A 21,288-nucleotide genomic window follows, 5' to 3' on the forward strand; every position below is an offset into this window, starting at 1 on the left:
CCTTAGCGGCGGTGATCGTCGCGCGCGGGGCGCACGCCGGAGGTCTGGGCCTCCATCATCAGCCGGTCCTGCGCCATCGGGTCATGGCCGAGGATCTCACCCTTGAAGATCCAGACCTTGACGCCGCAGACGCCGTACGCGGTGTGCGCTTCGGCCTCGGCATAGTCGAGGTTGGCGCGCAGCGTGTGCAGCGGCACGCGGCCCTCACGATAGCCTTCCGACCGGGCGATTTCCGCACCGCCCAGACGACCGCCGCAAGCGACGCGGATGCCGTCGGCACCCAGACGCATCGCCGACTGCACCGCACGCTTCATGGCGCGGCGGAAGGCGATACGACGCTCGAGCTGATCGGCGATGCCCTGGGCGACGAGCTTGGCGTCGATTTCGGGCTTGCGGATCTCGACGATGTTCAGCGACACGTCGGACGAGGTCATCGAGCCGAGCTTCTTGCGAAGCTTTTCGATGTCGGTGCCCTTCTTGCCGATGATGACGCCGGGACGCGCCGCGAAGATCGAAATGCGGCACAGCTTGGCCGGACGCTCGATCACCACCTTGGAGATCGCTGCCTGCGGCAGCGTCTTCATGATGAACTGGCGGATCCTGAGATCCTCCAGCAGCAGACGGCCATAGTCGGCGCCTTCGGCGTACCAACGGCTGTCCCAGGTGCGGTTGATCTGCAGACGCAGACCGATGGGATTGGATTTGTGACCCATTACGCTTCCTCCACCTCGGACACGACGATGCGCACGCGGCTGAACGGCTTCAGGATACGCGTCGACTTGCCGCGACCACGGGTCGCGAAACGCTTCATCGTGATCGACTTGCCGACCGAGGCTTCCTTGACGACGAGTGCGTCGACGTCGAGGTTGTGGTTGTTTTCCGCATTCGCGATCGCCGAAGCGAGGCACTTGCGGACATCGACCGCCATCGCCTTCTTCGAGAACGCCAGGATGTTCATCGCATCGCCGACGTTCTTGTTGCGGATCAGCGCGGCGACGAGGTTCAGCTTCTGCGCCGAACCGCGAACCTGCGTCGCGACGGCCAGTGCTTCCTTGTCACCGACGCGGCGCGGTGCTGCCTGCTTGCTCATCAGCGCTTGCCCTTCTTGTCGGCGGCATGGCCGGGAAAGAAGCGGGTCGGCGCAAATTCGCCGAGCTTCATGCCCACCATGTCCTCGTTGACCGAAACCGGCACGAACTTGCGGCCATTATAGACGCTGAACGTCAGTCCGACGAACTGCGGCAGGATGGTCGAGCGACGCGACCACGTCTTGATCGGACCGGCGCGGGTGCCGGCGTCCTGCGCGGCTTCCGCCTTCTTCAGCAGGTTGAGGTCCACGAACGGACCCTTCCATACGGAACGAGCCATTCGTTTAGCCCTTCTTCTTCGCGTGACGGCTACGGATAATCATCTTGTCCGTCGCCTTGTTATGCCGCGTGCGCGCGCCCTTGGTCGGCTTGCCCCACGGCGTGACCGGATGACGGCCGCCCGAGGTCCGGCCTTCACCACCGCCGTGCGGATGGTCGACCGGGTTCTTGGCGACGCCGCGCGTCAGCGGGCGGATGCCCTTCCAGCGATTACGGCCGGCCTTGCCCAGATTCTGGTTCTGGTTGTCGGGGTTCGACACCGCGCCGATCGTTGCCATGCAGGTGGCGTGGATGTAGCGCTGCTCGCCCGAGTTCAGGCGGACGATGACCATGCCCTTGTCACGACCGACGACCTGCACATAGGTGCCGGCCGAACGGGAAATCTGGCCACCCTTGCCCGGCTTCATCTCGACGTTGTGGACGATCGTGCCGACCGGCACCTGGCCCAGTTCCATCGCGTTGCCCGGCTTCACGTCGGTCTTCTTGCCGGCGATCACCTTGTCGCCGACGTTCAGACGCTGCGGCGCGAGGATGTAGGCGACGTTGGCCTTGCCCTCGATCTCGCCATAGTTGACGAGCGCGATGAACGCGGTGCGGTTGGGATCATATTCGATCCGCTCCACGGTGCCTTCGACGTCCCACAGGCGACGCTTGAAGTCGATGATGCGATAGCGCTGCTTGTGACCGCCCGCGATCCCGCGCGAGGTCACATGGCCCTTGTTGTTGCGGCCGCCCGACTTGGTCTTGCCCTCGGTCAGCGCCTTGACCGGACGACCCTTGTACAGGGCCGAACGGTCGATCAGGACCAGGCCACGCTGCGACGGCGTGGTCGGATTATATTGCTTGAGTGCCATGTTACTTGGCCCCCTCGGTAATGTCGATCGACTGGCCGTCGGCCAGCGTCACGATCGCCTTCTTGAAGTCCGAGCGAGTGTAGGGCGCGCCCTTCCACTTCTTGGTCTTGCCCTTGGTCACGATCGTGTTGACGCCGGTGACGGTGACGTTGAACAGCGCTTCGACCGCTGCCTTGATCTCCGGCTTCGACGCCTTGGTCGCGACCTTGAAGACGACGGCGTTATGCTCGGAGAGCATCGTCGACTTTTCGGTGATGTGCGGCGCGAGGACCACGTCGTAATGACGGATGTCGATCGCCTGCTGCTGCTTAGCCATTGAAACGGGCCTCCAGCTTTTCGATCGCGGCGCGGGTGAGCACCAGCGTGTCGTGCTTCAGGATGTCATAGACGTTGGCGCCACCGGCGGGCAGGACATTGACCTGCTGCAGGTTGCGGGCGGCCAGCGCGAAGCTGTTCTCGACCGCGTCACCATCGATGACGAGCGACTTCTTGCCGAAGCCGAGCTTGGCGAGATTGCCGAGCAGGACCTGCGTCTTGCCGTTCTCGACGGTCAGGCCGTCGAGGATGACCAGCGAACCCGCCTTGGCATGGCTCGACAGCGCCATCTTGAGGCCCAGTGCGCGGATCTTCTTGTTCAGGCCGGGATTGAAGTCACGGACGCGGGCGCCGTGTGCCTTACCACCACCGATGAACACCGGAGCGCGACGATCGCCGTGACGGGCGACACCGCCGCCCTTCTGGCGACCCAGCTTCTTGCCCGAACGCGCAACGTCGGCGCGCTCGCGGGTGCCGCGGGCGGTGCCGCGACGCTTCTCGAGCTGCCACGTCACGACCCGGTGCAGGATGTCCGCACGCGGATCGAGGCCGAACACCTCGTCGTTGAGCTCGATGTCACCGCTTTCGACGGCGTCGAGGGTCTGTACCTTGACCTTCATGGATCAGCCCTCCTGGCCGTCGGCGGCCGCTGCCGGCGCCTCGTTGCTGTTCGCGGTCTTGAGCCCGGCGGGGTACGGCGCATCGGCATGGCGCGCGACCTTCACCGCGTCCTTGACCGTCAGCCAGGTGCCCTTATGGCCCGGAACCGAACCCTTGATGAAGATCAGACCACGCTCGGCGTCGGTCGACACGACTTCAAGATTCTGCTGCGTGCGGTTGCGATCGCCCATGTGGCCGGCCATCTTCTTGTTCTTGAAGACCTTGCCCGGATCCTGACGCTGACCGGTCGAACCGTGCGAACGGTGCGACACCGACACGCCGTGCGTCGCGCGCAGACCGCCGAAGTTCCACCGCTTCATCGCGCCCGCAAAGCCCTTGCCCTGCGTACGGCCCGATACGTCGACGAGCTGACCCGCGACATAGTGATCGGCACCGATGGTGGCACCGACGTCGAGCAGCGCGTCTTCCGCCACGCGGAATTCAACCACGCGCGCCTTCGGGGTCACTTCGGCCTTGCCGAAATGGCCACGCTGCGGCTTGGCGACATTCTTTGCCTTGGCGACGCCGGCGCCGAGCTGCACCGCAACGTAGCCGTCCCGATCCAGTTCACGACGGGCGACGACCTGCACGTCTTCCAGTTGCAGCACGGTGACGGGCACGTGGCGCCCATCATCCTTGAACAACCGGGTCATACCCATTTTCTTCGCGATCACACCAGTACGCATGACCATCTCCTCCAACAGAGGCTCGTCTTGACGACGAGCTTGCCTAACGAAAAAGGCTCCGGTGCGCGGTCGCCCGCCTCCGAAGCCCCAGCCCCTGCGAAAACCATGCCCCCGCCAGGGCCAGACATCGCGGATCGTTCCCGGGGGAATATCACGCGCGATAGCGGGGACTCGGTCAACGGCTTTTGTCCTTGCGGACGACCTGCCGTTCGGTATCCCGTTGGTGCTTTCCCTGCCTCGACCGCAGCGGGTTCTGACGCGAACCGGCGGGAAGCGAAAGCGCGACGCAGGGCGGAATCACCCTACGTCGCGGAAAGCCGGCATTACGCCAGCTTGATCTCTACGTCCACCCCTGCCGCGAGGTCGAGCTTCATCAGCGCGTCGACGGTCTGCGGGGTCGGCTGCACGATGTCGAGCAGGCGCTTGTAGGTGCGGGTCTCGAACTGCTCGCGCGACTTCTTGTCGATGTGCGGGCCGCGGTTGACCGTGAACTTGTCGATGTGCGTGGGCAGCGGAATGGGTCCACGGATCAGGGCGCCGGTGCGACGCGCGGTATCGGCAATATCGCCGGCCGCCTGGTCGAGCACGCGATGGTCGAACGCCTTAAGGCGAATACGGATATTGTTGTCCATGGTCCTACCGATGCGAAAGAGCGGGCCGTTGGGACGGCTCTTGATTAACAACGAATGGTTAGTTGGATGACCCAGCTCGAAGCGAGTCGCCCTCATTAAATAGCAAACGGCCGCCCCCGTCGCCGGGAGCGGCCGTCAGTAGAGTCGCTATATTACTTGTCGATGCCGCTGACAACCCCTGCGCCGACGGTACGACCGCCTTCACGGATGGTGAAACGCTGGCCGACGTCCATGGCGATCGGTGCGATCAGCTTTACGCCCAGCGCGACTTCATCGCCCGGCATGACCATTTCGGTGCCCTCGGGCAGCTCGATCGTGCCGGTCACGTCCGTCGTGCGGAAGTAGAACTGCGGGCGATAGTTGGCGAAGAACGGCGTGTGACGGCCACCCTCGTCCTTCGACAGCACGTACACCGACGACTGGAAGTCGGTGTGCGGCGTGATCGAACCCGGCTTCGCCAGAACCTGACCACGCTCCACTTCGTCGCGAGCGACGCCGCGGATCAGCGCGCCGATGTTGTCGCCGGCCTGGCCCTGGTCGAGCAGCTTGCGGAACATTTCGACGCCGGTAACGACGGTCTTGCGGACCGACTCGTGGATGCCGACGATCTCGACTTCCTCACCGACCTTCACGATACCGGTTTCGACACGGCCGGTGACGACGGTGCCGCGACCCGAGATCGAGAACACGTCTTCGATCGGCATCATGAACGGCTTGTCGAGCGGACGCTCCGGCTGCGGGATCGACTCGTCGACCGCTGCCATCAGCGCGAGAACCGCTTCCTTGCCGAACACGTCGTTCGAACCCGACAGTGCGCAGGTGGCCGAACCACGGATGATCGGAATGTTGTCGCCGTCGAATTCGCGCTTCGAAAGCTCTTCGCGGATTTCCATCTCGACGAGTTCGAGGATTTCCTCGTCGTCGACCAGATCGACCTTGTTCAGGAAGACGACCATGGTGGGAACGCCGACCTGCTTGGCGAGCAGGATGTGCTCCTTGGTCTGCGGCATCGGGCCGTCGGTGGCCGACACGACCAGGATCGCGCCGTCCATCTGCGCGGCGCCGGTGATCATGTTCTTCACATAATCGGCGTGGCCCGGGCAATCGACGTGCGCATAGTGACGGGCGGCCGTCTCATACTCGACGTGCGCGGTCGAGATGGTGATGCCGCGCTCGCGCTCTTCCGGGGCCTTGTCGATGTTGGCGAAGTCGACGGCGACGCCGCCCGACGTTTCGGCCAGCACCTTGGTGATCGCGGCGGTCAGCGAGGTCTTGCCATGGTCGACGTGACCGATGGTGCCGATGTTCAGATGCGGCTTGTTCCGCTCGAATTTTGCCTTTGCCATTTTCCTACCTTCTGATTCGATTTCGGTGCCGCATCAGGGCAACGCGAAGGCGCGCCTTTAGCGGTTGTTTGGGGGGATTGCCAGCCCCTCGTGGGAGGGGGGCGACCGGGGAGTAAATCCCCGGTCGTCGGTCGAAGCGGCAAGCCGCTCCGCCGGCCGGCCTTCAGCGTCTCGGGGCTAAGTCACCTTAGCCCCGTGCGCTTCAGGCCATCTTCGCCTTCACCTCATCAGCAACATTCTGCGGCACTTCGTCATAGTGCGAGAACTGCATCGAGTATTGCGCGCGACCCTGCGTGAACGAGCGGAGCTGGTTCACATAGCCGAACATGTTCGCCAGCGGGACCATCGCCTCGACCGTCTGCGCGTTGCCGCGGCTGTCGGTGCCCTGGATCTGGCCACGACGGCTGTTCATGTCGCCGATGACGTCGCCGAGATAATCCTCGGGGGTGACGACCTCGACCTTCATGATCGGCTCGAGCAGCTTGATGCCAGCGCGCTGCGCCGCTTCGCGCATCGCGCCACGCGCGCAGATTTCGAAGGCCAGCGCCGACGAGTCGACGTCGTGGTACTTGCCGTCGATCAGGTGAACTTCGAAGTCGATGATCGGGAAGCCGATCAGCGAACCGGTCAGTGCCGTCTCGCGCATGCCCTTTTCCACCGACGGGATGTACTCGCGCGGAATGTTACCGCCCTTGATCTCGTCGAAGAACTGGTAGCCGGTGCCGCGCTCGCCCGGAATCACCTTCACCTTCACTTCGCCGAACTGGCCCGAACCACCCGACTGCTTCTTGTGGGTGTAGGTCAGCTCGACCGGCTTGGCGAGATATTCGCGATACGCCACCTGCGGCGCACCGACGTTCGCCTCGACCTTGAACTCGCGCTTCATGCGATCGACGAGGATTTCGAGGTGAAGCTCACCCATGCCCTTGATGATCGTCTGGCCCGATTCATGGTCGGTCGACACGCGGAACGAGGGATCCTCGGCGGCGAGGCGATTGAGCGCGATGCCCATCTTTTCCTGGTCGGCCTTGGTCTTGGGCTCCACCGACAGCTCGATGACGGGTTCGGGGAACTCCATCCGCTCGAGGATGATCGGGTTCGACTGATCGCACAGCGTGTCGCCGGTCGTCGTTTCCTTCAGACCCGCGATGGCGACGATGTCACCGGCGCGCGCCTCGTCGATGTCCTCACGCGAGTTCGCGTGCATGAGGAGCATACGGCCGATCTTTTCCTTCTTGTCCTTCACCGAGTTCAGATACCCGCCCTTGGTGAGGGTGCCCGAATAGATGCGGGCGAAGGTGAGCGTGCCCACGAACGGATCGTTCATGATCTTGAACGCCAGCAGCGACATCGGCGCATCGTCCGTGGCCGGACGCGAGTCCGGGGTCTCGCCGTCGAGCTTCACGCCCTGCACGTCCGGGATGTCCAGCGGCGACGGCAGATAGTCGACCACGGCGTCGAGCAGCGGCTGCACGCCCTTGTTCTTGAACGCCGAACCGCACACGATCGGCACGAAGTTCATCGCCAGCGTGCCCTTGCGGATCAGCGCCTTGAGGTCGGCGACCGACGGCTCGTTGCCTTCGAGATAGGCTTCCATCAGGTCGTCGTCCTGCTCGACGGCCATCTCGATCAGCTCGCTGCGATACTTCGCGGCCTTCTCGGCCATGTCGTCCGGAATGTCCTGATATTCGAACTTGGCGCCCAGCGACTCTTCGAGCCAGATGATCGCGCGGTTCTCTACCAAGTCGACCAGACCCTTGAAGCCACCCTCGATACCGATCGGGAGATACAGGACCGCCGGACGCGCGCCGAGGCGTTCGATGATCGAGTCGACGCAGAAGTAGAAGTTGGCACCGGTGCGGTCGAGCTTGTTGACGAAGCACATGCGCGGCACGCCGTACTTGTCGGCCTGACGCCACACGGTTTCCGACTGCGGCTCCACGCCGGCAACGCCGTCGAAACAGGCGACCGCACCGTCGAGCACGCGCAGCGAACGCTCGACTTCGATCGTGAAGTCGACGTGGCCCGGCGTATCGATGATGTTGATGAGGTGCTCTTCACCCTTGCCCTCTTCCGCGCGCCACTTGCAGGTGGTCGCCGCCGAGGTGATGGTGATGCCGCGTTCCTGCTCCTGCTCCATCCAGTCCATGGTCGCGGTGCCTTCATGCACTTCGCCGATCTTGTAGGACTTGCCGGTGTAATAGAGAATGCGCTCGGTCGTGGTCGTCTTGCCGGCGTCGATGTGCGCCATGATGCCGATGTTACGATACCGTTCGAGCGGATGGCTGCGGGCCATGGTCGTGCTTCCTTAGCAATGTGGGGAGCGAGGCATGACGCCCGCTCCCCACGATATAGGCGGTTAGATCAGCGGTGAAAAGCCACCGCCGAAGCTTACCAGCGGTAGTGCGAGAAAGCGCGGTTCGCTTCCGCCATGCGGTGCGTGTCTTCGCGCTTCTTGACCGCGTTGCCGCGGTTGTTGGCAGCATCCATCAACTCGCCCGACAGGCGCGCCGACATGGTGTTCTCGCTGCGGTTGCGCGCCGACGAGATCAGCCAGCGAATCGCCAGCGCCTGGGCGCGTTCGAAACGGACTTCGACCGGCACCTGATAGGTCGCACCGCCGACGCGGCGCGAACGCACTTCGATGTTCGGCTTCACGTTGTTCAGCGCATCGTGGAACACGCCCAGCGGATCCCGCTTGGCGCGCGATTCGACGGTTTCGAACGCCGAATAGACGATGCCCTCGGCGACGGACTTCTTGCCGTCCAGCATGACCGAGTTCATGAACTTCGACAGAACCTCATCCCCGTATACGGGATCAGGCAGGATTTCCCGCTTTTCGGGACGACGACGACGAGCCATCAGATATTCCTTTAATCTTCAGCCGGTTCCCGAACCTGTCGGGGGCTTACTGGGGTAGGTGGATTTCACGCCGCCGATGCGGCGCGAAATCACTTCGGACGCTTGGCGCCGTACTTCGAACGCGACTGGCGGCGATCCTTGACGCCCTGCGTGTCGAGCACGCCGCGCAGGACGTGGTAGCGCACGCCGGGAAGATCGCGCACACGACCGCCGCGGATGAGCACGACCGAGTGCTCCTGCAGGTTGTGGCCTTCACCCGGAATGTAGCTGATGACTTCGCGCTGGTTAGTCAGGCGAACCTTGGCCACCTTGCGCAGCGCCGAGTTCGGCTTCTTCGGGGTCGTCGTGTAGACGCGAGTGCAGACACCGCGCTTCTGCGGGTTCTGGTCCATCGCAGGGACCTTCGACTTGGCCTTCTGCGGTTCGCGGCCCTTGCGGACCAACTGGTTGATCGTCGGCATGAAGCCCTTCACCTTATCTTGCGGTTACTTTGCCGGAGCCCTTCTTCATCAGAAATGCGCAAAGGCCGCGCGGGATTCTCCACGAGGCCGATGTCTCCAGCAATGTTCAGCTCTTGCCCACATGCAGGCTGGCGGCGCGGATACGAAGCCGACCCAGCGGGACAGGGCGGGCCTATATCGCGGACACCCGCCAGCGTCAATGACGCCGCGCCCACAAGGAATTGGCAAGGGTTGCCGCGCTAGGGATCGACGATGCGCCCCGCCCCGCCCCTTTCCGCCGCCGCCACATGCAGTCTGGCACTGTGGCAGGCGACGCAGGCGAGCGGATTCGCGGCGGCGCCCGCGCCGGGACTGTGGTGGCTGCTCGATCGATTCGGGATGGTGGCGCCGTTCGTTCATCTGCTGCCGGTGCTGGCCGCCGGATCGGTCGCGATCACGCTGGCCCAACCGCTGGCGCATGTCCGGCATGCGCGGCCATGGGCGGAGGCGGCGGCGCTGGCGATGCTGGCGATGGTTCTGCTGCTGCCGGTGCCGATCGCGCTGCTGGTCGCCGTCGTGCCGTTCGCACTATATGCGCGATCCGGGGCGACGGTCATCGCCTGCCTGACGGCGGCGATCGCGGTTCCCGTCCTTGGCCCGGCGGCGATCGGTATGGCGATGTGGCGATTGGCGACCGTGCTGCGCCTGCCGGCCTGTGCGAACGACAACTTTCGGATCGGCGCCGGCGCGTAGTCCGGCAGCGACCGCCTAGCGGACGTCGGTTCCCATCGCGCCCAGCAACGCGCGTTCGAACCGTTCGGGCACTTCGATCTGGGGGACATGGCCGACCCCTGCCAGCCGCACCAGCGTCGCGGTGGGCAACTGCGTCGTCAGCCGTGCCGCCTGCTGCGGCGCGGTTTCGAGATATTGCGCCAGCGTCGGCGACGCCTGTTCGCGACCGAAGGCGGTGCGGTCTAGCGTGCCGACGATCAGCGTCATCGGCAGCTTGATCCGGCCCAGTTCATAGGCGACCGGCTGGGTATAGATCATCTCGCTGGTCTTGGCCTGTGCCATCGCCACCGTATCGCGCCCCTGCCCGACATACATCCCCGCCTGCATCCGCGCCCAGCGTTCATACGCCGGGGTCCAGGTGCCGTGATAATAGGTGTCGCGCTGATAGGCGCGGATGCTGGCCAGCGTCGTCGCGCGCTGATCCTGCAACAACCGGTCGATCGGGGTATAGGGAATGCCGTCGTCGGCGCGGTTCTTCAGCCCGATCGGGTTGACCAGCACCAGCCGTTCGACCCGGTCGGGATGGGCGAGCGCGAGGCGCAACGCCAGCATGCCGCCCATCGAATGGCCGACGATCACCGCCTTGGCGATGCCGCGCTCGGTCATCAGCCGGGTGGTGAGGCGCGCCATCTGGTGCAGGCTGTATTGCGCGGTGCGCGGCTTCGACGATTTGCAGAAGCCGATCTGGTCGGGCACCAGCACCCGCCAGCCGGCGGCGGCAAGCGTCCGGGCGGTGCGTTCCCAGCTATTGCCGCAGAAATTCTTGCCGTGGAGCAGTACGGCGGTGCGGCCGTTGGCGGCGGCGGTCGGGCGGATGTCCATATAGGCCATGCCCGCCGGCACACCGCCGACGCTGGTTTCCATTCGCATCAGCGGAAAGGGATAGGGAACGGTTTCGAGATCGGCACCGGTGTCGGCGACCGGCGGATCAGCCGGGACCGGCGCCGCCGTTACCGGTGCGCTCGCCAGTGCCGCCGTCAGGATGATCGCGCTCAGCATGTCCATCAACCCCATTCCCCCGCGCGCGTCGTCGCGCAGCAGGGGCATGGAGGTCAATCGATTTTCGTTGCGCGGCCGAACCGGCGCGTCAGGCCGTGGTCAGTTGGCCGTGTTGCCCATCTGCGCGTTCACCGCGTCGGGCGTGTTGCCCATCATCGCGTCGCCAGCAGCCGTCACCGAATTTTCGCCGGTATCCATCGGATTGATCGCGATCATCTCGTTGCCGACCTCGCCATCGTTGCGGAAGGCGGCGTTGGCATAGGTATCGTTCAACACGACGTTGCTGTCGTTGGTTACGGTAATCTCCTGCCCACCACAGGCGGCGAGCAGCGCGAAGGCCGGAAGGGCGGCGGCGGCGAGGATACGGGTCATGGGCATGGCTCTCCTGAAAGTCGGGGTTCAGAACGTCGCGTCCCGCGCCGTCGTTCCCCGTACGGCGACCGGCGATCCTTTCCCCTGCGGGCGGCAGGCGTTAGAGAGCGCCGATGCGTATCCTGTTCGCCGCCCTGTCGCTGGCCCTGCTGGCACCTGCCCCCGCCGCCGCCCAGTCCGCCACCCGGGCGACGCCGGGCTATATCCGTGTCCGGTTCGACACCTCGGCCGGGCCGATCATCGTGGCGCTCGATGCGAAGCGGACGCCAGCGACGACGAAGAACTTCCTCGCCTATGTCGACGACGGGCGGTTCGACGATACGGTGTTCTACCGCTCGGCCCGACGCAAGAGCGACCCGAAGCTGGGCTTCGTCCAGGGCGGCATCCGCACCGATGCGCGGCGCATCCTGCCGCCCTTCCCCCACGAACGCACCGACCGGACCGGAGTGCGTCATGTCGATGGCGCGATCTCGATGGCAAGGCGGCCCGAAGCGAATTCGGCGGGGGGCAATTTCGTGCTGCTGGTCGGCGCGATGACGAGCATGGACGCCAAGGGTGATTTCGACGGCTATGCCGCGTTCGGGCGGGTGGTCGGCGGCATGGCAACGGTCAAGAAAATCCTCGCGGTGCCGACCGGCGGCGGCCTCGACGCGATGAAGGGGCAGATGATCCTCGATCCCGTCCGCATCCTGCGCGCCCGGCGGCTGGACGGCACCCCGCGCCCGACCGGACTTCCCAAGGTCTGGCTCATCAACATCAAGCGGTGAGGCAGGCGCGGCACCGGCCGCGCCCGCCATTCCCCTGTTACGCCGCCTGCATTTCGGCCATCGCCGCATCGTCCAGCGCGCTCGCGCGGACATGCGCCGGCCGGTCGACCAGCCGGCCGAGATAGGCCATGAACGCATCGAGCTTCGGCAGCGAGCCGAACTGCGTTCCCCACATCACATGCGAGCCGACATAGACATCGGCGGCGGTGAAGCGGTCGCCGGCGATATAGGGATGCGCGGATACCGCCGCCTCGAGCACCGCGACGACCCGGTCGTATTCGCCATAACCGACCATGCGCTGCTGGTCGCTCGTCGGGACCACCCCCAGCGACCGGTTGGTGATCGCCGCCTCGACCGGGCCGGCGGCGAAGAACATCCAGCGGTAATAGTCGGCACGCTCTTCAGCGCGCGGGGCGAGGCCCGCCTGTGGAAAGGCATCGGCGAGATAGGCGCAGATCGCGGCGCATTCGGTGACGACCCGTCCGTCGTGAACGATCGCCGGCACCTTGCCCATCGGATTGACCGCCAGAAAGGCGTCGTCCTTCATCGTGCCGCCATAGCCGAGCATTTCGACCCCGTAGTCGGCGCCGACTTCCTCCAGCATCCAGCGCGCGATCCGTCCGCGCGACATCGGGTTGGTGTATAGCGTCAGTCCGGTCATGGTCGGCTCCCTTCTCAAACAATTCGGCCGGAACGGAAGTGGAACATAATGCTATCGCGCGTCAAGTTCGTGACGCAGGAAGGCAATGGTCCGCTCCCATGCCAGCGTCGCGGCCGCGGCATCGTAGCGCGCGGCCGACGTATCGTTGTTGAAGGCATGGTCGACACCGGGATAGACATGGGTCGTCGCCCGCTTGGCCGCCGCGCGCAGGGCGTCGCCCCATGGGATGGCCGTCGTATTGACCCGCGTGTCCTTGCCCGCCAGTTGCAGCAGCAGCGCGGCGCGGACCTTGCCCGCTTCGGCCGGATCGGGCGCGGGGCCATAATAGGAAACACCGGCGGTCAGCGCCGGATCGGCGACCGCCAACCGGTTGACGAACGCCCCGCCCCAGCAGAAGCCGACCGCGCCGGTCCGGCCGTTGCCGCTTGCCTGTTTCCGCGCCTTCGCCAGAAACGCTTTGGCCTGTGCCAGCGCCAGATCATAGTCGATGCTGCCGATCAGCGTGCGGGCGCGATCCTCGTCAGCGGGCGTTCCGCCTTGGGGGGCGAGGAAATCGGGCGCGATCACGCGGAAGCCGGCGAGTGCGAGGCGGCGGGCGACGTCCTCGATATGGGCGTTCAGCCCGCGATTTTCGTGGATTACCAGAACCGTCGGCCGCTGCCTACCCGATGCTTTGGGCGCAGCGAAATAGGCGGTGGCCGGGGCGCCGGCCTCGGTGCCGCTGCGCCGCGCCGCCTCGATCCGGGGGTCGTCGGCCTTCACCTGCTGCGCCGCCGCCGGGGACGCGGCGATGCTGGCGACCAGCGCCTCGGCCGCCGCGACCGATCCGGCCAGCACGACCATCTCCTTCATGAACGCGCGGCGATCACGGTGATCGTGGGTAAAGGCATCGTAGAGTGCGATGGCACGGTCGCGCAGGTCGGTCATGGCCGTCTCTCCCAAGGGGTTGGCGGGAGGCTGGCACAGACCGGGCGATCGGGAAAGCGGCGATGGCTATCGCTTGCGCGTGACCATCGGGTCGGGCTTCGGCGGCGGTTTCCAGCCGGCGGGCGGCTCGACCCGCTGGCGGCTGGTGCCAAGCCCCATCGCGCCCGGCTGCTGGCGGGTCAGCCCGGCGGTGTCGGCAGCACGCGCGGCATCGGCCTCCGCACCGCCGCGCAGCAGCGCGATCCGGTCGCGCAACTGCCGCGCCCGCTCGAAATCGAGCGCGGCGGCGGCGGCTTCCATCTCGGCGCGCAGGGATTCGATCGTCTCGGTCATGCGGGGCAAACGCACGACCGGGACGAACGGATCAGCGCCAGTCGAAGGCGAGCGCGCCTTCACGAAAGGCGAATCGGTCGAGGTGGCGAGCGACGGCCCCCTTCAGCCCGTCGAGCTGTTCGGCGGAGGTCGCATCGATACGGACGGTCAGCGCGTCGGTGCCGGCGTCGAACGTCACCAGCGCGTCGCCCGGATGGTCGGCACCACGCGCGTCCTTGGGAAACACGACGGTGCCATGGTCAGGGGTGAACTCGACGGTCAGGTTGTGCTGCCAGTGCTTGCAGAGCTGCTGGAGATAGCGGCTGGCATGCGGGGTCGGGACGGTCGCGGTGCTGGTGTGGGTGCTCATAGCCGTTCGACCTTCTGTGCTGCGTCGTCGAGAATCGCGGCGACCGCATGGAGCGTATCGGCATCGATCTCGCTGCCGCTCAGCCGGTGGTGGATCGCGGCGCGAAGATTGGCCTTGGCGCGGTGGATCGGGCCACCGTCGGTGCGGGCGTGGCGTTCGCCCAGCGCCTGCAACCGGGCGAACAGCTCGGCGACCTGCGCGGAAGATTCGGCGAGATGCATGTGCCCGGCTTCGGTCGCGGCGAAGCGCTTGCGCGTGCCCTCGGCGGCCTGTTCCTCGGTCAGTCCCATGTCGGTCAGCAGCGTGAGCGTGGGATAGACGACGCCGGGACTCGGCGCATAGGCCCCGCCGCTCAACGCCTCGACCGCCTTGATGAGTTCATAGCCATGGCGGGGTTCGTCGGCGACGAGGCGCAGCAGGAGCAGCCGCAGTTCGCTCCCGTCGAAGATGCGCCGCCCGCCGCCGCCGCCGCCGCCGGGACGACCGCCCCGGCCCATCGGCCAGTCGCGACCGAACGGGCCGCCGCGTGAAGGATCGCCGCGGCCGGCGGCGTGATGGTGATGATGTGAAAACATCGGGTTCCTGTCGATTGCCATATCGCCAAGATATATCTTGATCGCTTCGCTGCAAGTAGGCTCAAGATATATTTTCGCTGCATCGTTCGTCCGGTGTACCGCATCTGCTTGGCCGCCGGACGCGCCGCGCCTACATGTCGGGCATGGCCGACCTTTTCGCCGACTTCACGCCCCCCGCCCCCGAACCGGTCGCCGATGGGCCGCTGGCCGACCGTTTGCGGCCTGCCTCGCTCGGCGAGGTGGTGGGGCAGACGCATCTGACCGGTCCCGATGGCGCGATCGGGCGGATGGTCGCGGCGGGGCGGCTGTCGTCGATGGTGTTGTGGGGGCCGCCCGGCACCGGCAAGACCACGATCGCGCGGCTGCTCGCGGCGGCGGTGGGGCTGCGCTATGCTCAAATATCGGCAGTATTTTCGGGTGTCGCCGATCTCAAGAAGGTCTTTGCCGAGGCACGTGACCACGGCCGGTTGGGCAAGCGGACGTTGCTGTTCGTCGACGAGATCCACCGCTTCAATCGCGCGCAGCAGGACGGGTTCCTGCCCTATGTCGAGGATGGCACCGTCACGTTGGTCGGGGCGACGACCGAGAATCCGTCGTTCGAGCTGAACGCCGCGCTGCTCAGCCGGGCGCAGGTGCTGATCCTCCACCGGCTGGACGCGGGCGCGCTCGCCGAGTTGCTGGCGCGGGCGGAAGGTGTCGAGGGACGCCCCCTGCCGCTCGACGAAGCGGCGCGCGCCGCGCTGATCGCCAGTGCCGATGGCGACGGGCGGTTCCTGCTCAATCAGGCCGAGACGCTGTTCGCGATTGCGCTGGACGCACCGCTCGATCCGGCGGGGCTGTCGGCGCTGCTCCAGCGGCGGGTGGCGGTGTACGACAAGGACCGCGAGGGGCATTACAACCTCATCTCCGCGCTCCACAAATCGCTGCGCGGATCGGACCCGCAGACGGCGCTCTATTATATGGCGCGGATGCTGAGCGCCGGCGAGGAACCGCTCTACGTGCTGCGGCGGCTGACGCGGTTCGCGTCGGAGGACATCGGCCTCGCCGACCCGCAGGCGCTGGTGCAGTGTCTTGCCGCCAAGGACGCCTATGATTTTCTCGGCAGTCCCGAGGGCGAACTGGCGATCGTGCAGGCGTGCCTCTACTGCGCGACCGCGCCCAAATCGAACGCGGCGTACACGGCGCAAAAGGCGGCGTGGAAATCGGCGCGCGAGACGGGATCGCTGATGCCGCCGCCATCGATCCTCAACGCGCCGACCCGGCTGATGAAGGACATCGGCTATGGCAAGGGCTATGCCTATGACCATGACCATGCGGACGGGTTTTCCGGCGCGGATTACTGGCCCGAGGCAATGGCGGCGCAGCGCTTCTACGAGCCCAGCGGACGCGGGTTCGAGCAGCGGATCGCCGAGCGGATGACATGGTGGGACGAGCGCCGCCGGACCGGGGAGTGAGGTCACGCTTCACCCGCTTCGCCGGGATCGACTGGTCGGGACAGGCGGTGGCGCGGCCCAAGGGGCTGGCGGTGGCGGTGGCGGTGGCCGGGCCGGGAGACGATGCCCCGGTGCTGGTCGAGCGGCCGGGCGGGTGGTCGCGGGATGACGTGTGCGAGTGGCTGCTGGCGACACGCGACGATGTGTTGATCGGGCTCGACCTGTCGCCCGCGCTGCCGTTCTGCGATCATGGCGCCTATTTCCCGGGATGGGATGCCTCGCCGGCCTACGCCAAGGCGCTGTGGGCGATGGTCGAGGCGCTGGCGGGCGACGATCCGCATCTGGGAGTATCGTCGGTGGTGGCGCATGGCGAGATCGCCCGGCATTTCCGCCAACGCTTCGCGTGTGGCGATCGATTCGAGGCGGGACGCGGGCGGTTGCGGGTGTGCGAGGTGGCGCAGCGCGCGGCGGGGCTGTCGCCGACCAGTTGCTTCAACCTGATCGGCGCGGCGCAGGTCGGCAAGTCGAGCCTGACCGGCATGCGCGTGCTGCACCGGCTGGGTGGCCAAGTACCGGTGTGGCCGTTCGATCCGGTGCCTGAGCGGGGGCCGGTGATCGTCGAAATCTATACCACCATCGCCGCGCGGGCGGCAGGAGTGCGGCCCGGGCGGAGCAAGCTGCGCGATGGGCCGGCGCTCGACGCCGCGCTGGCGGTGCTGGGCAGCGCGGGGCATGCGCCGCTCAGGCGGTATGACGATCATGCGACCGATGCCGTACTGAGCGCGGCATGGTTGCGGCGGGTGGCTGATGCCCCGGCGTTGTGGGCGCCGGCGGGGATGACGCCGGCGGTCGCGCGGACCGAGGGATGGACGTTCGGCGTCGGCTGACCTTCCGGTTCGGGATTGACCACGGCGCGCGGCAAATCTAACGCAAGGGTCCGGTCGGCCGGTTTAGCTCAGATGGTAGAGCAGCGGTTTTGTAAACCGAAGGTCGCGGGTTCGATTCCTGCAACCGGCACCGGATCAGGCATAGGCATAGGCATAGGGCCCGCCCTTCGCGAGCGCCGCCTGATAGGCCGGGCGGGCGTGGATGCGCTCCAGCCACGCGATGGTGCGCGGGCGGGTGGCGTCGAGGCCGGCACGGCTGCGCGCGGCTTCGAGCGGAAAGCTCATCATGATGTCGGCGGCGGTCATCGCGTCGCCGGCGAACCAGTCGTTCGCCGCCAGATGCGCCTCGACATAGTCGAGGTGGACGTCGATCATCGGCTGCACCTTCTTCTGCGCCGCCTTGCCGAGCAGGGGCACGCGGCCTAGCACCAGCTTGACCAGCAGCGGCGGCATCAGCGATCCTTCGGCATAGTGGAGGAAGTGGCGATAATGCAGCGCCGCGCGGCGATGGCGCGGCGTGCCGAGCCGGCCGTCGGCCTTCTCGACCAGATATTCGACGATCGCCCCCGTTTCCGCCACGACCAGCGGGTCGCCGGGGACGCCGGCGTCGCCGTCCTCGATCACCGGCGACTTGCCGAGCGGATGGATGCGACGCAGTTCGGGCGGGGCGAGCATCGTCGTCTTGTTCCGCTGATAGTGGCGTACGGTATAGGGCATGGCCAGTTCCTCGAGCAGCCAGAGCACGCGCTGCGAGCGGGAGTTTTCGAGGTGGTGGACGGTTATCATCGGTGGGCCTCCCCGGGGCGTAAGGTCTGGTAGAGCAATGCGGGAGGGGGGAGAGAGTTGCACGGCGCGCCGGGCGACGCGCAGCGAAGCAGCGCCGCGCCGTACGAGGCGCGCCCGGCCGGCGGCGCTGGCAGCGCCGTCCGACGACACGGGCTTTGCCCGTGGCGGGTGTTGGCTGCGGGTGGAACTGCTGTCCGCCGAGGGACGCAGCGTCGGCGTGTATAGATTCCGGCCTTCGCCGGAATGACGATGGGGTTAGTCGGGGCGGTTCGCGTCGACGACGCTCGACGTCCAATTCCCCCCAAAGTTTACAAAGTTAACACTAACGGCGCGCCGGGCGAGGCGCAGCGAAGCAGCGCCGCGCCGCCTGAGGCGCGCCCGGCCGGCGGCGCGAAAAGCGCCGTCCGACGACGCGGGCTTTGCCCGTGGCGGGTGTTGGCGGCGGGTGGAACTGCTGTCCGCCGAGGGCCGCAGCGTCGGCGTGTATGGATTCCGGCCTTCGCCGGAATGACGAGGGGATGGTTTGCGGTCGCGACGCTTGGCATCGTGCGGGCATGGCTTGAAATGCGGTATGTAGGACAGGGCGTTCGCTTCCCAAGCGGCCGCGCTTGCGGGACCCTGCCCACCCCCGGCCCCTCCCTTCGAGGGAGGGGATGCCTGAAACGGAACCGCCGCCGTATCCGGTCGGGATACGGCGGCGGTGGCGATCAATAACGATCGACGCGATCCTTACAGATCGTCCTCGGCATCGGGGCCGGCCATCATTTCCTCGGCGACCTTTTCGGTGCGCTGACGGATCGAGGCTTCGAGCTTGTCGCGCAGTTCGGGGTGTTCGTTCAGGAAGGTCTTGGCGTTCTCACGCCCCTGCCCGATGCGCACGCTGTCGTAGCTGAACCACGCGCCCGACTTCTCGACGAGGCCCGCCTTGACACCCAAGTCGAGGATTTCGCCGATCTTCGAGATGCCCTGCCCGTACATGATGTCGAATTCGACCTGCTTGAACGGCGGGGCGACCTTGTTCTTGACCACCTTTACGCGGGTTGCGTTGCCGATGATCTCGTCGCGGTCCTTGATCTGGCCGGTGCGACGGATGTCGAGACGGACCGAGGCGTAGAATTTGAGCGCGTTGCCGCCGGTCGTCGTCTCCGGGTTGCCGTACATCACGCCGATCTTCATGCGGAGCTGGTTGATGAAGATCACCATGCAGCGCGAACGGCTGATCGAACCGGTCAGCTTGCGCAGGGATTGCGACATGAGCCGCGCCTGAAGGCCGACGTGGCTGTCGCCCATCTCGCCCTCGATCTCGGCGCGGGGAACGAGTGCTGCGACCGAATCGACCACCAGCACGTCGATCGCGTTCGAGCGGACCAGCGTGTCGACGATTTCGAGCGCCTGTTCGCCGGTGTCGGGCTGCGACACGATGAGCTCGTCGATGTTGACGCCGAGCTTCTTGGCATAGACCGGGTCGAGCGCGTGTTCGGCGTCGACGAAGGCGACGGTGCCGCCGCCCTTCTGCGCTTCGGCCAGCACGTGCAGCGACAAGGTGGTCTTGCCCGACGATTCGGGGCCGTAGATCTCGATCACGCGGCCGCGCGGCAGGCCACCGACGCCGAGTGCGATGTCGAGGCCGAGCGACCCGGTCGAGATCACCTCGACCTGCATCGTCTCCTTCTGGCCCAGCTTCATCGCCGACCCCTTGCCGAAGGCACGGTCGATCTGTGCCAGCGCGGCGTCGAGCGCCTTCTGCCGCTCGCTTGCCGCCTTGTCGTTTGCTGCCGCCATCTTGCTATCGACCGCCTTAAGATTTGCCGCCATGTCCAGCCTTTCGCGTAGAGCAACCGCGTCGAGGGTTCAACGCAATCCGTTGACACTCATGTATTCGTTTTGTTCCCGTTCCGCAAGTCCGGTGGAACGGCGTTCCATCCGGCTTGCGCGTGGTTCCAGAGTCTTATTCATGTGGATAGGAACGTCGCCCCAGCGAAGGCTGGGGCCTCAGGCGGCATTTGTCGCGCATCAGCCCCGGGAGATCCCAGCCTTCGCTGGGATGACGCTTGTTTCGGGATGGGCGAATCAACCTTTAGCTACCCTGCCGGCTGCGAACCTCGGCCATCTGGCGCTTGGCCGCCGCGCTCATCGCCTCGGTTTCGGTCAGGTCGACGATGTGGACGGTCAACTGTCCAACCCGCTGCCGGATGCGGGTGCCGGTCGCGATGCCGATTGTGCCACGTATGGTGAAGCGGTCGATGCGGTAGGTGCCGGGGCTGCCCGCCGGGACGTCGAGCGGAACGTAGCGCCGGTCGGCGACCTGATCGAGAATCACCTGTCGCCATTGGCCGAGACCTGAGGTTTGCAGCACCTCTGCATCGGCGGTCCGGCCATCGGGGCGGACCCAATAGCCCACATCGGCGAAGCGGATGCGCGAGTCGTTCCAGCCGCCGATGGGGAAGGACAGGTCGGTAAATTGCGCCGGATCGATATTCTCGATCGGACGCGAGAACAGCAGCCTGGGCTGCGCGTCGGCCGACTGGCGCAGACGCGCCGCCAGCGCGTCTACCGCGCCCTTGTCGCCCTTGCGGATGGCGATGCGCGCGCGCAGGATGTCGCGCAGTTCGACGATGGTGCGGTCGCCGGGGCCGGCAAGGGTCACGGCCTGCGTGGCGAAGCGTTCGGCGCGGTCATATTGTTCGCGCAGCATCGCCAGCCATGCGCGACGGAACGCGGCACCGGCGGCGATATTGGCGTGCCCCGCCTCGATCGCGTGGCGTTGCGCCGTGCCGTACATCTCGTCGGCCGTCGCGGTCTGGCCCATTCCGAGGATATTGTCGGCGAAGCTCAGTTCCTCGGTCAGCGTCGCGGGATTGCCCTCGCCGACATGTTCGCGCAGCACCAGCACGTTGTTGCGCGCCGACGTGCGCCACAGGTCCGCATCGCCTTCATGTTCGGCGACGGTCGCGAGCGTCGCGTACAGGCTGGACACCGGCCCCGGGAGTTGCGCGGCATGATCGCGGTTGCGACGGATCGATGCCTGCAGGGTGCGGCGGGCATCGACGTAGCGGCCGCCGGTGAATTGTTCGACCGATGCCTGGAGCGAGGCCTCGACGTCCTCCGCCGGCGGACAGGCGCGGGCGAGGCAATCGGCCAGCGCCTGTTCGGCGCGTTGGCCGACGACGATGATGTCCGCCGGCTGGGCGGGTTGCGGGGTAGCGGCCTGGGCCAGCAGGAGCAGCGCGGAGACGATCATATAC

At 66.2% G+C, this 21,288-nt stretch carries 26 protein-coding genes and 1 tRNA gene; 5 read left to right on the top strand and 22 right to left on the bottom strand.

What is annotated here, in order from left to right; translation table 11 throughout:
* Positions 1 to 2 precede the first annotated feature (2 nt).
* The 12 genes from rpsC to rpsL all read right to left on the bottom strand — a co-directional run bounded on the left by rpsC (position 3) and on the right by rpsL (position 9,183).
* Positions 3 to 713: a 30S ribosomal protein S3 gene (gene rpsC, locus ASG37_RS05895; RefSeq protein ID WP_055756912.1), complete on the bottom strand. Its 711-nt coding sequence runs from the start codon at positions 711 to 713 to the stop codon at positions 3 to 5.
* The gene (gene rplV / locus ASG37_RS05900; protein WP_055756913.1) at positions 713 to 1,090 is read right to left on the bottom strand and encodes a 50S ribosomal protein L22; all 378 of its coding nucleotides are present in this window, start codon (positions 1,088 to 1,090) and stop codon (positions 713 to 715) included. Before rplV ends, rpsC begins: the two co-directional genes overlap by 1 nt.
* Positions 1,090 to 1,368: a 30S ribosomal protein S19 gene (gene rpsS / locus ASG37_RS05905; protein ID WP_055756915.1), complete on the bottom strand. Its 279-nt coding sequence runs from the start codon at positions 1,366 to 1,368 to the stop codon at positions 1,090 to 1,092. The genes rplV and rpsS overlap by 1 nt, the downstream gene beginning before the upstream one ends.
* A 4-nt stretch (positions 1,369 to 1,372) precedes the next feature.
* Positions 1,373 to 2,221, bottom strand: a complete 849-nt coding sequence (gene rplB / locus ASG37_RS05910) for a 50S ribosomal protein L2 (protein ID WP_055756917.1) — start codon at positions 2,219 to 2,221, stop codon at positions 1,373 to 1,375.
* 1 nt (position 2,222) lies between these two features.
* On the bottom strand, positions 2,223 to 2,537 hold the full coding sequence (locus tag ASG37_RS05915; RefSeq protein ID WP_055756919.1) for a 50S ribosomal protein L23: 315 nt from the start codon (positions 2,535 to 2,537) through the stop codon (positions 2,223 to 2,225).
* Positions 2,530 to 3,156, bottom strand: a complete 627-nt coding sequence (gene rplD / locus ASG37_RS05920) for a 50S ribosomal protein L4 (RefSeq protein ID WP_055756922.1) — start codon at positions 3,154 to 3,156, stop codon at positions 2,530 to 2,532. Before rplD ends, ASG37_RS05915 begins: the two co-directional genes overlap by 8 nt.
* Positions 3,157 to 3,159: 3 nt before the next feature.
* Complete coding sequence (gene rplC / locus ASG37_RS05925; protein ID WP_055757390.1) at positions 3,160 to 3,882, bottom strand: 50S ribosomal protein L3; 723 nt, start codon at positions 3,880 to 3,882, stop codon at positions 3,160 to 3,162.
* 323 nt (positions 3,883 to 4,205) lie between these two features.
* Positions 4,206 to 4,514, bottom strand: a complete 309-nt coding sequence (rpsJ, locus tag ASG37_RS05930; protein WP_033921125.1) for a 30S ribosomal protein S10 — start codon at positions 4,512 to 4,514, stop codon at positions 4,206 to 4,208.
* Between the two features lie 152 nt (positions 4,515 to 4,666).
* A complete protein-coding gene (gene tuf / locus ASG37_RS05935; RefSeq protein WP_055756924.1) occupies positions 4,667 to 5,860 on the bottom strand; it encodes an elongation factor Tu in 1,194 nt (397 codons plus the stop codon).
* Between the two features lie 202 nt (positions 5,861 to 6,062).
* Positions 6,063 to 8,156, bottom strand: a complete 2,094-nt coding sequence (gene fusA / locus ASG37_RS05940; RefSeq protein ID WP_055756926.1) for an elongation factor G — start codon at positions 8,154 to 8,156, stop codon at positions 6,063 to 6,065.
* Positions 8,157 to 8,251: 95 nt separating this feature from the next.
* Positions 8,252 to 8,722 carry a 30S ribosomal protein S7 gene (gene rpsG, locus ASG37_RS05945; protein ID WP_055756929.1) on the bottom strand — a complete coding sequence of 157 codons (471 nt, stop codon included), beginning with the start codon at positions 8,720 to 8,722 and terminating at the stop codon, positions 8,252 to 8,254.
* A gap of 89 nt (positions 8,723 to 8,811) precedes the next feature.
* A complete protein-coding gene (rpsL, locus tag ASG37_RS05950) occupies positions 8,812 to 9,183 on the bottom strand; it encodes a 30S ribosomal protein S12 (RefSeq protein ID WP_055757399.1) in 372 nt (123 codons plus the stop codon).
* Positions 9,184 to 9,435: 252 nt separating this feature from the next.
* Between rpsL and ASG37_RS05955 the strand changes: the two genes are divergently transcribed.
* The gene (locus ASG37_RS05955; protein WP_055756931.1) at positions 9,436 to 9,915 is read left to right on the top strand and encodes a hypothetical protein; all 480 of its coding nucleotides are present in this window, start codon (positions 9,436 to 9,438) and stop codon (positions 9,913 to 9,915) included.
* 15 nt (positions 9,916 to 9,930) lie between these two features.
* Here ASG37_RS05955 and ASG37_RS05960 read toward each other — a convergent pair whose 3' ends face one another.
* Both ASG37_RS05960 and ASG37_RS05965 read right to left on the bottom strand, forming a co-directional pair.
* A complete protein-coding gene (locus ASG37_RS05960; protein ID WP_235525321.1) occupies positions 9,931 to 11,001 on the bottom strand; it encodes an alpha/beta fold hydrolase in 1,071 nt (356 codons plus the stop codon).
* Positions 11,002 to 11,052: 51 nt separating this feature from the next.
* Entirely contained in the window at positions 11,053 to 11,325 is a 273-nt protein-coding gene (locus ASG37_RS05965) for a hypothetical protein (RefSeq protein ID WP_055756933.1), read from the bottom strand.
* 113 nt (positions 11,326 to 11,438) lie between these two features.
* Between ASG37_RS05965 and ASG37_RS05970 the strand changes: the two genes are divergently transcribed.
* The gene (locus tag ASG37_RS05970) at positions 11,439 to 12,092 is read left to right on the top strand and encodes a peptidylprolyl isomerase (RefSeq protein WP_055756935.1); all 654 of its coding nucleotides are present in this window, start codon (positions 11,439 to 11,441) and stop codon (positions 12,090 to 12,092) included.
* 37 nt (positions 12,093 to 12,129) lie between these two features.
* Here the strand turns inward: ASG37_RS05970 and ASG37_RS05975 are convergent, their stop codons facing one another.
* The 5 genes from ASG37_RS05975 to ASG37_RS05995 all read right to left on the bottom strand — a co-directional run bounded on the left by ASG37_RS05975 (position 12,130) and on the right by ASG37_RS05995 (position 14,958).
* Positions 12,130 to 12,753, bottom strand: coding sequence for a glutathione S-transferase family protein (locus ASG37_RS05975; protein WP_055756937.1), 624 nt, complete (start codon positions 12,751 to 12,753; stop codon positions 12,130 to 12,132).
* A 51-nt stretch (positions 12,754 to 12,804) separates the two neighbouring features.
* Entirely contained in the window at positions 12,805 to 13,680 is an 876-nt protein-coding gene (locus ASG37_RS05980; protein WP_055756939.1) for a dienelactone hydrolase family protein, read from the bottom strand.
* Between the two features lie 66 nt (positions 13,681 to 13,746).
* Positions 13,747 to 14,013: a UvrB/UvrC motif-containing protein gene (locus tag ASG37_RS05985; protein ID WP_055756942.1), complete on the bottom strand. Its 267-nt coding sequence runs from the start codon at positions 14,011 to 14,013 to the stop codon at positions 13,747 to 13,749.
* A 31-nt stretch (positions 14,014 to 14,044) separates the two neighbouring features.
* On the bottom strand, positions 14,045 to 14,362 hold the full coding sequence (locus ASG37_RS05990; protein WP_055756944.1) for a DUF2218 domain-containing protein: 318 nt from the start codon (positions 14,360 to 14,362) through the stop codon (positions 14,045 to 14,047).
* Positions 14,359 to 14,958: a PadR family transcriptional regulator gene (locus ASG37_RS05995; protein WP_235525309.1), complete on the bottom strand. Its 600-nt coding sequence runs from the start codon at positions 14,956 to 14,958 to the stop codon at positions 14,359 to 14,361. The genes ASG37_RS05990 and ASG37_RS05995 overlap by 4 nt, the downstream gene beginning before the upstream one ends.
* A gap of 122 nt (positions 14,959 to 15,080) precedes the next feature.
* Between ASG37_RS05995 and ASG37_RS06000 the strand changes: the two genes are divergently transcribed.
* The 3 genes from ASG37_RS06000 (at position 15,081) to ASG37_RS06010 (ending at position 17,387) form a co-directional block, all read left to right on the top strand.
* The gene (locus tag ASG37_RS06000; protein WP_055756946.1) at positions 15,081 to 16,391 is read left to right on the top strand and encodes a replication-associated recombination protein A; all 1,311 of its coding nucleotides are present in this window, start codon (positions 15,081 to 15,083) and stop codon (positions 16,389 to 16,391) included.
* On the top strand, positions 16,358 to 17,257 hold the full coding sequence (locus ASG37_RS06005) for a hypothetical protein (protein ID WP_055756948.1): 900 nt from the start codon (positions 16,358 to 16,360) through the stop codon (positions 17,255 to 17,257). The genes ASG37_RS06000 and ASG37_RS06005 overlap by 34 nt, the downstream gene beginning before the upstream one ends.
* Before the next feature lie 57 nt (positions 17,258 to 17,314).
* A tRNA-Thr gene (locus tag ASG37_RS06010) sits at positions 17,315 to 17,387 on the top strand.
* Positions 17,388 to 17,392: 5 nt separating this feature from the next.
* Here the strand turns inward: ASG37_RS06010 and ASG37_RS06015 are convergent.
* The 3 genes from ASG37_RS06015 to ASG37_RS06025 all read right to left on the bottom strand — a co-directional run bounded on the left by ASG37_RS06015 (position 17,393) and on the right by ASG37_RS06025 (position 21,284).
* Positions 17,393 to 18,043 carry a glutathione S-transferase family protein gene (locus ASG37_RS06015; RefSeq protein WP_055756950.1) on the bottom strand — a complete coding sequence of 217 codons (651 nt, stop codon included), beginning with the start codon at positions 18,041 to 18,043 and terminating at the stop codon, positions 17,393 to 17,395.
* 729 nt (positions 18,044 to 18,772) lie between these two features.
* The gene (gene recA, locus ASG37_RS06020; protein ID WP_200909852.1) at positions 18,773 to 19,858 is read right to left on the bottom strand and encodes a recombinase RecA; all 1,086 of its coding nucleotides are present in this window, start codon (positions 19,856 to 19,858) and stop codon (positions 18,773 to 18,775) included.
* Positions 19,859 to 20,120: 262 nt separating this feature from the next.
* Positions 20,121 to 21,284 carry a hypothetical protein gene (locus ASG37_RS06025; protein WP_055756952.1) on the bottom strand — a complete coding sequence of 388 codons (1,164 nt, stop codon included), beginning with the start codon at positions 21,282 to 21,284 and terminating at the stop codon, positions 20,121 to 20,123.
* Between the last annotated feature and the right edge of the window lie 4 nt (positions 21,285 to 21,288).

This window comes from Sphingomonas sp. Leaf407 (assembly GCF_001425385.1).
Classification (GTDB): Bacteria; Pseudomonadota; Alphaproteobacteria; order Sphingomonadales; family Sphingomonadaceae; genus Sphingomonas.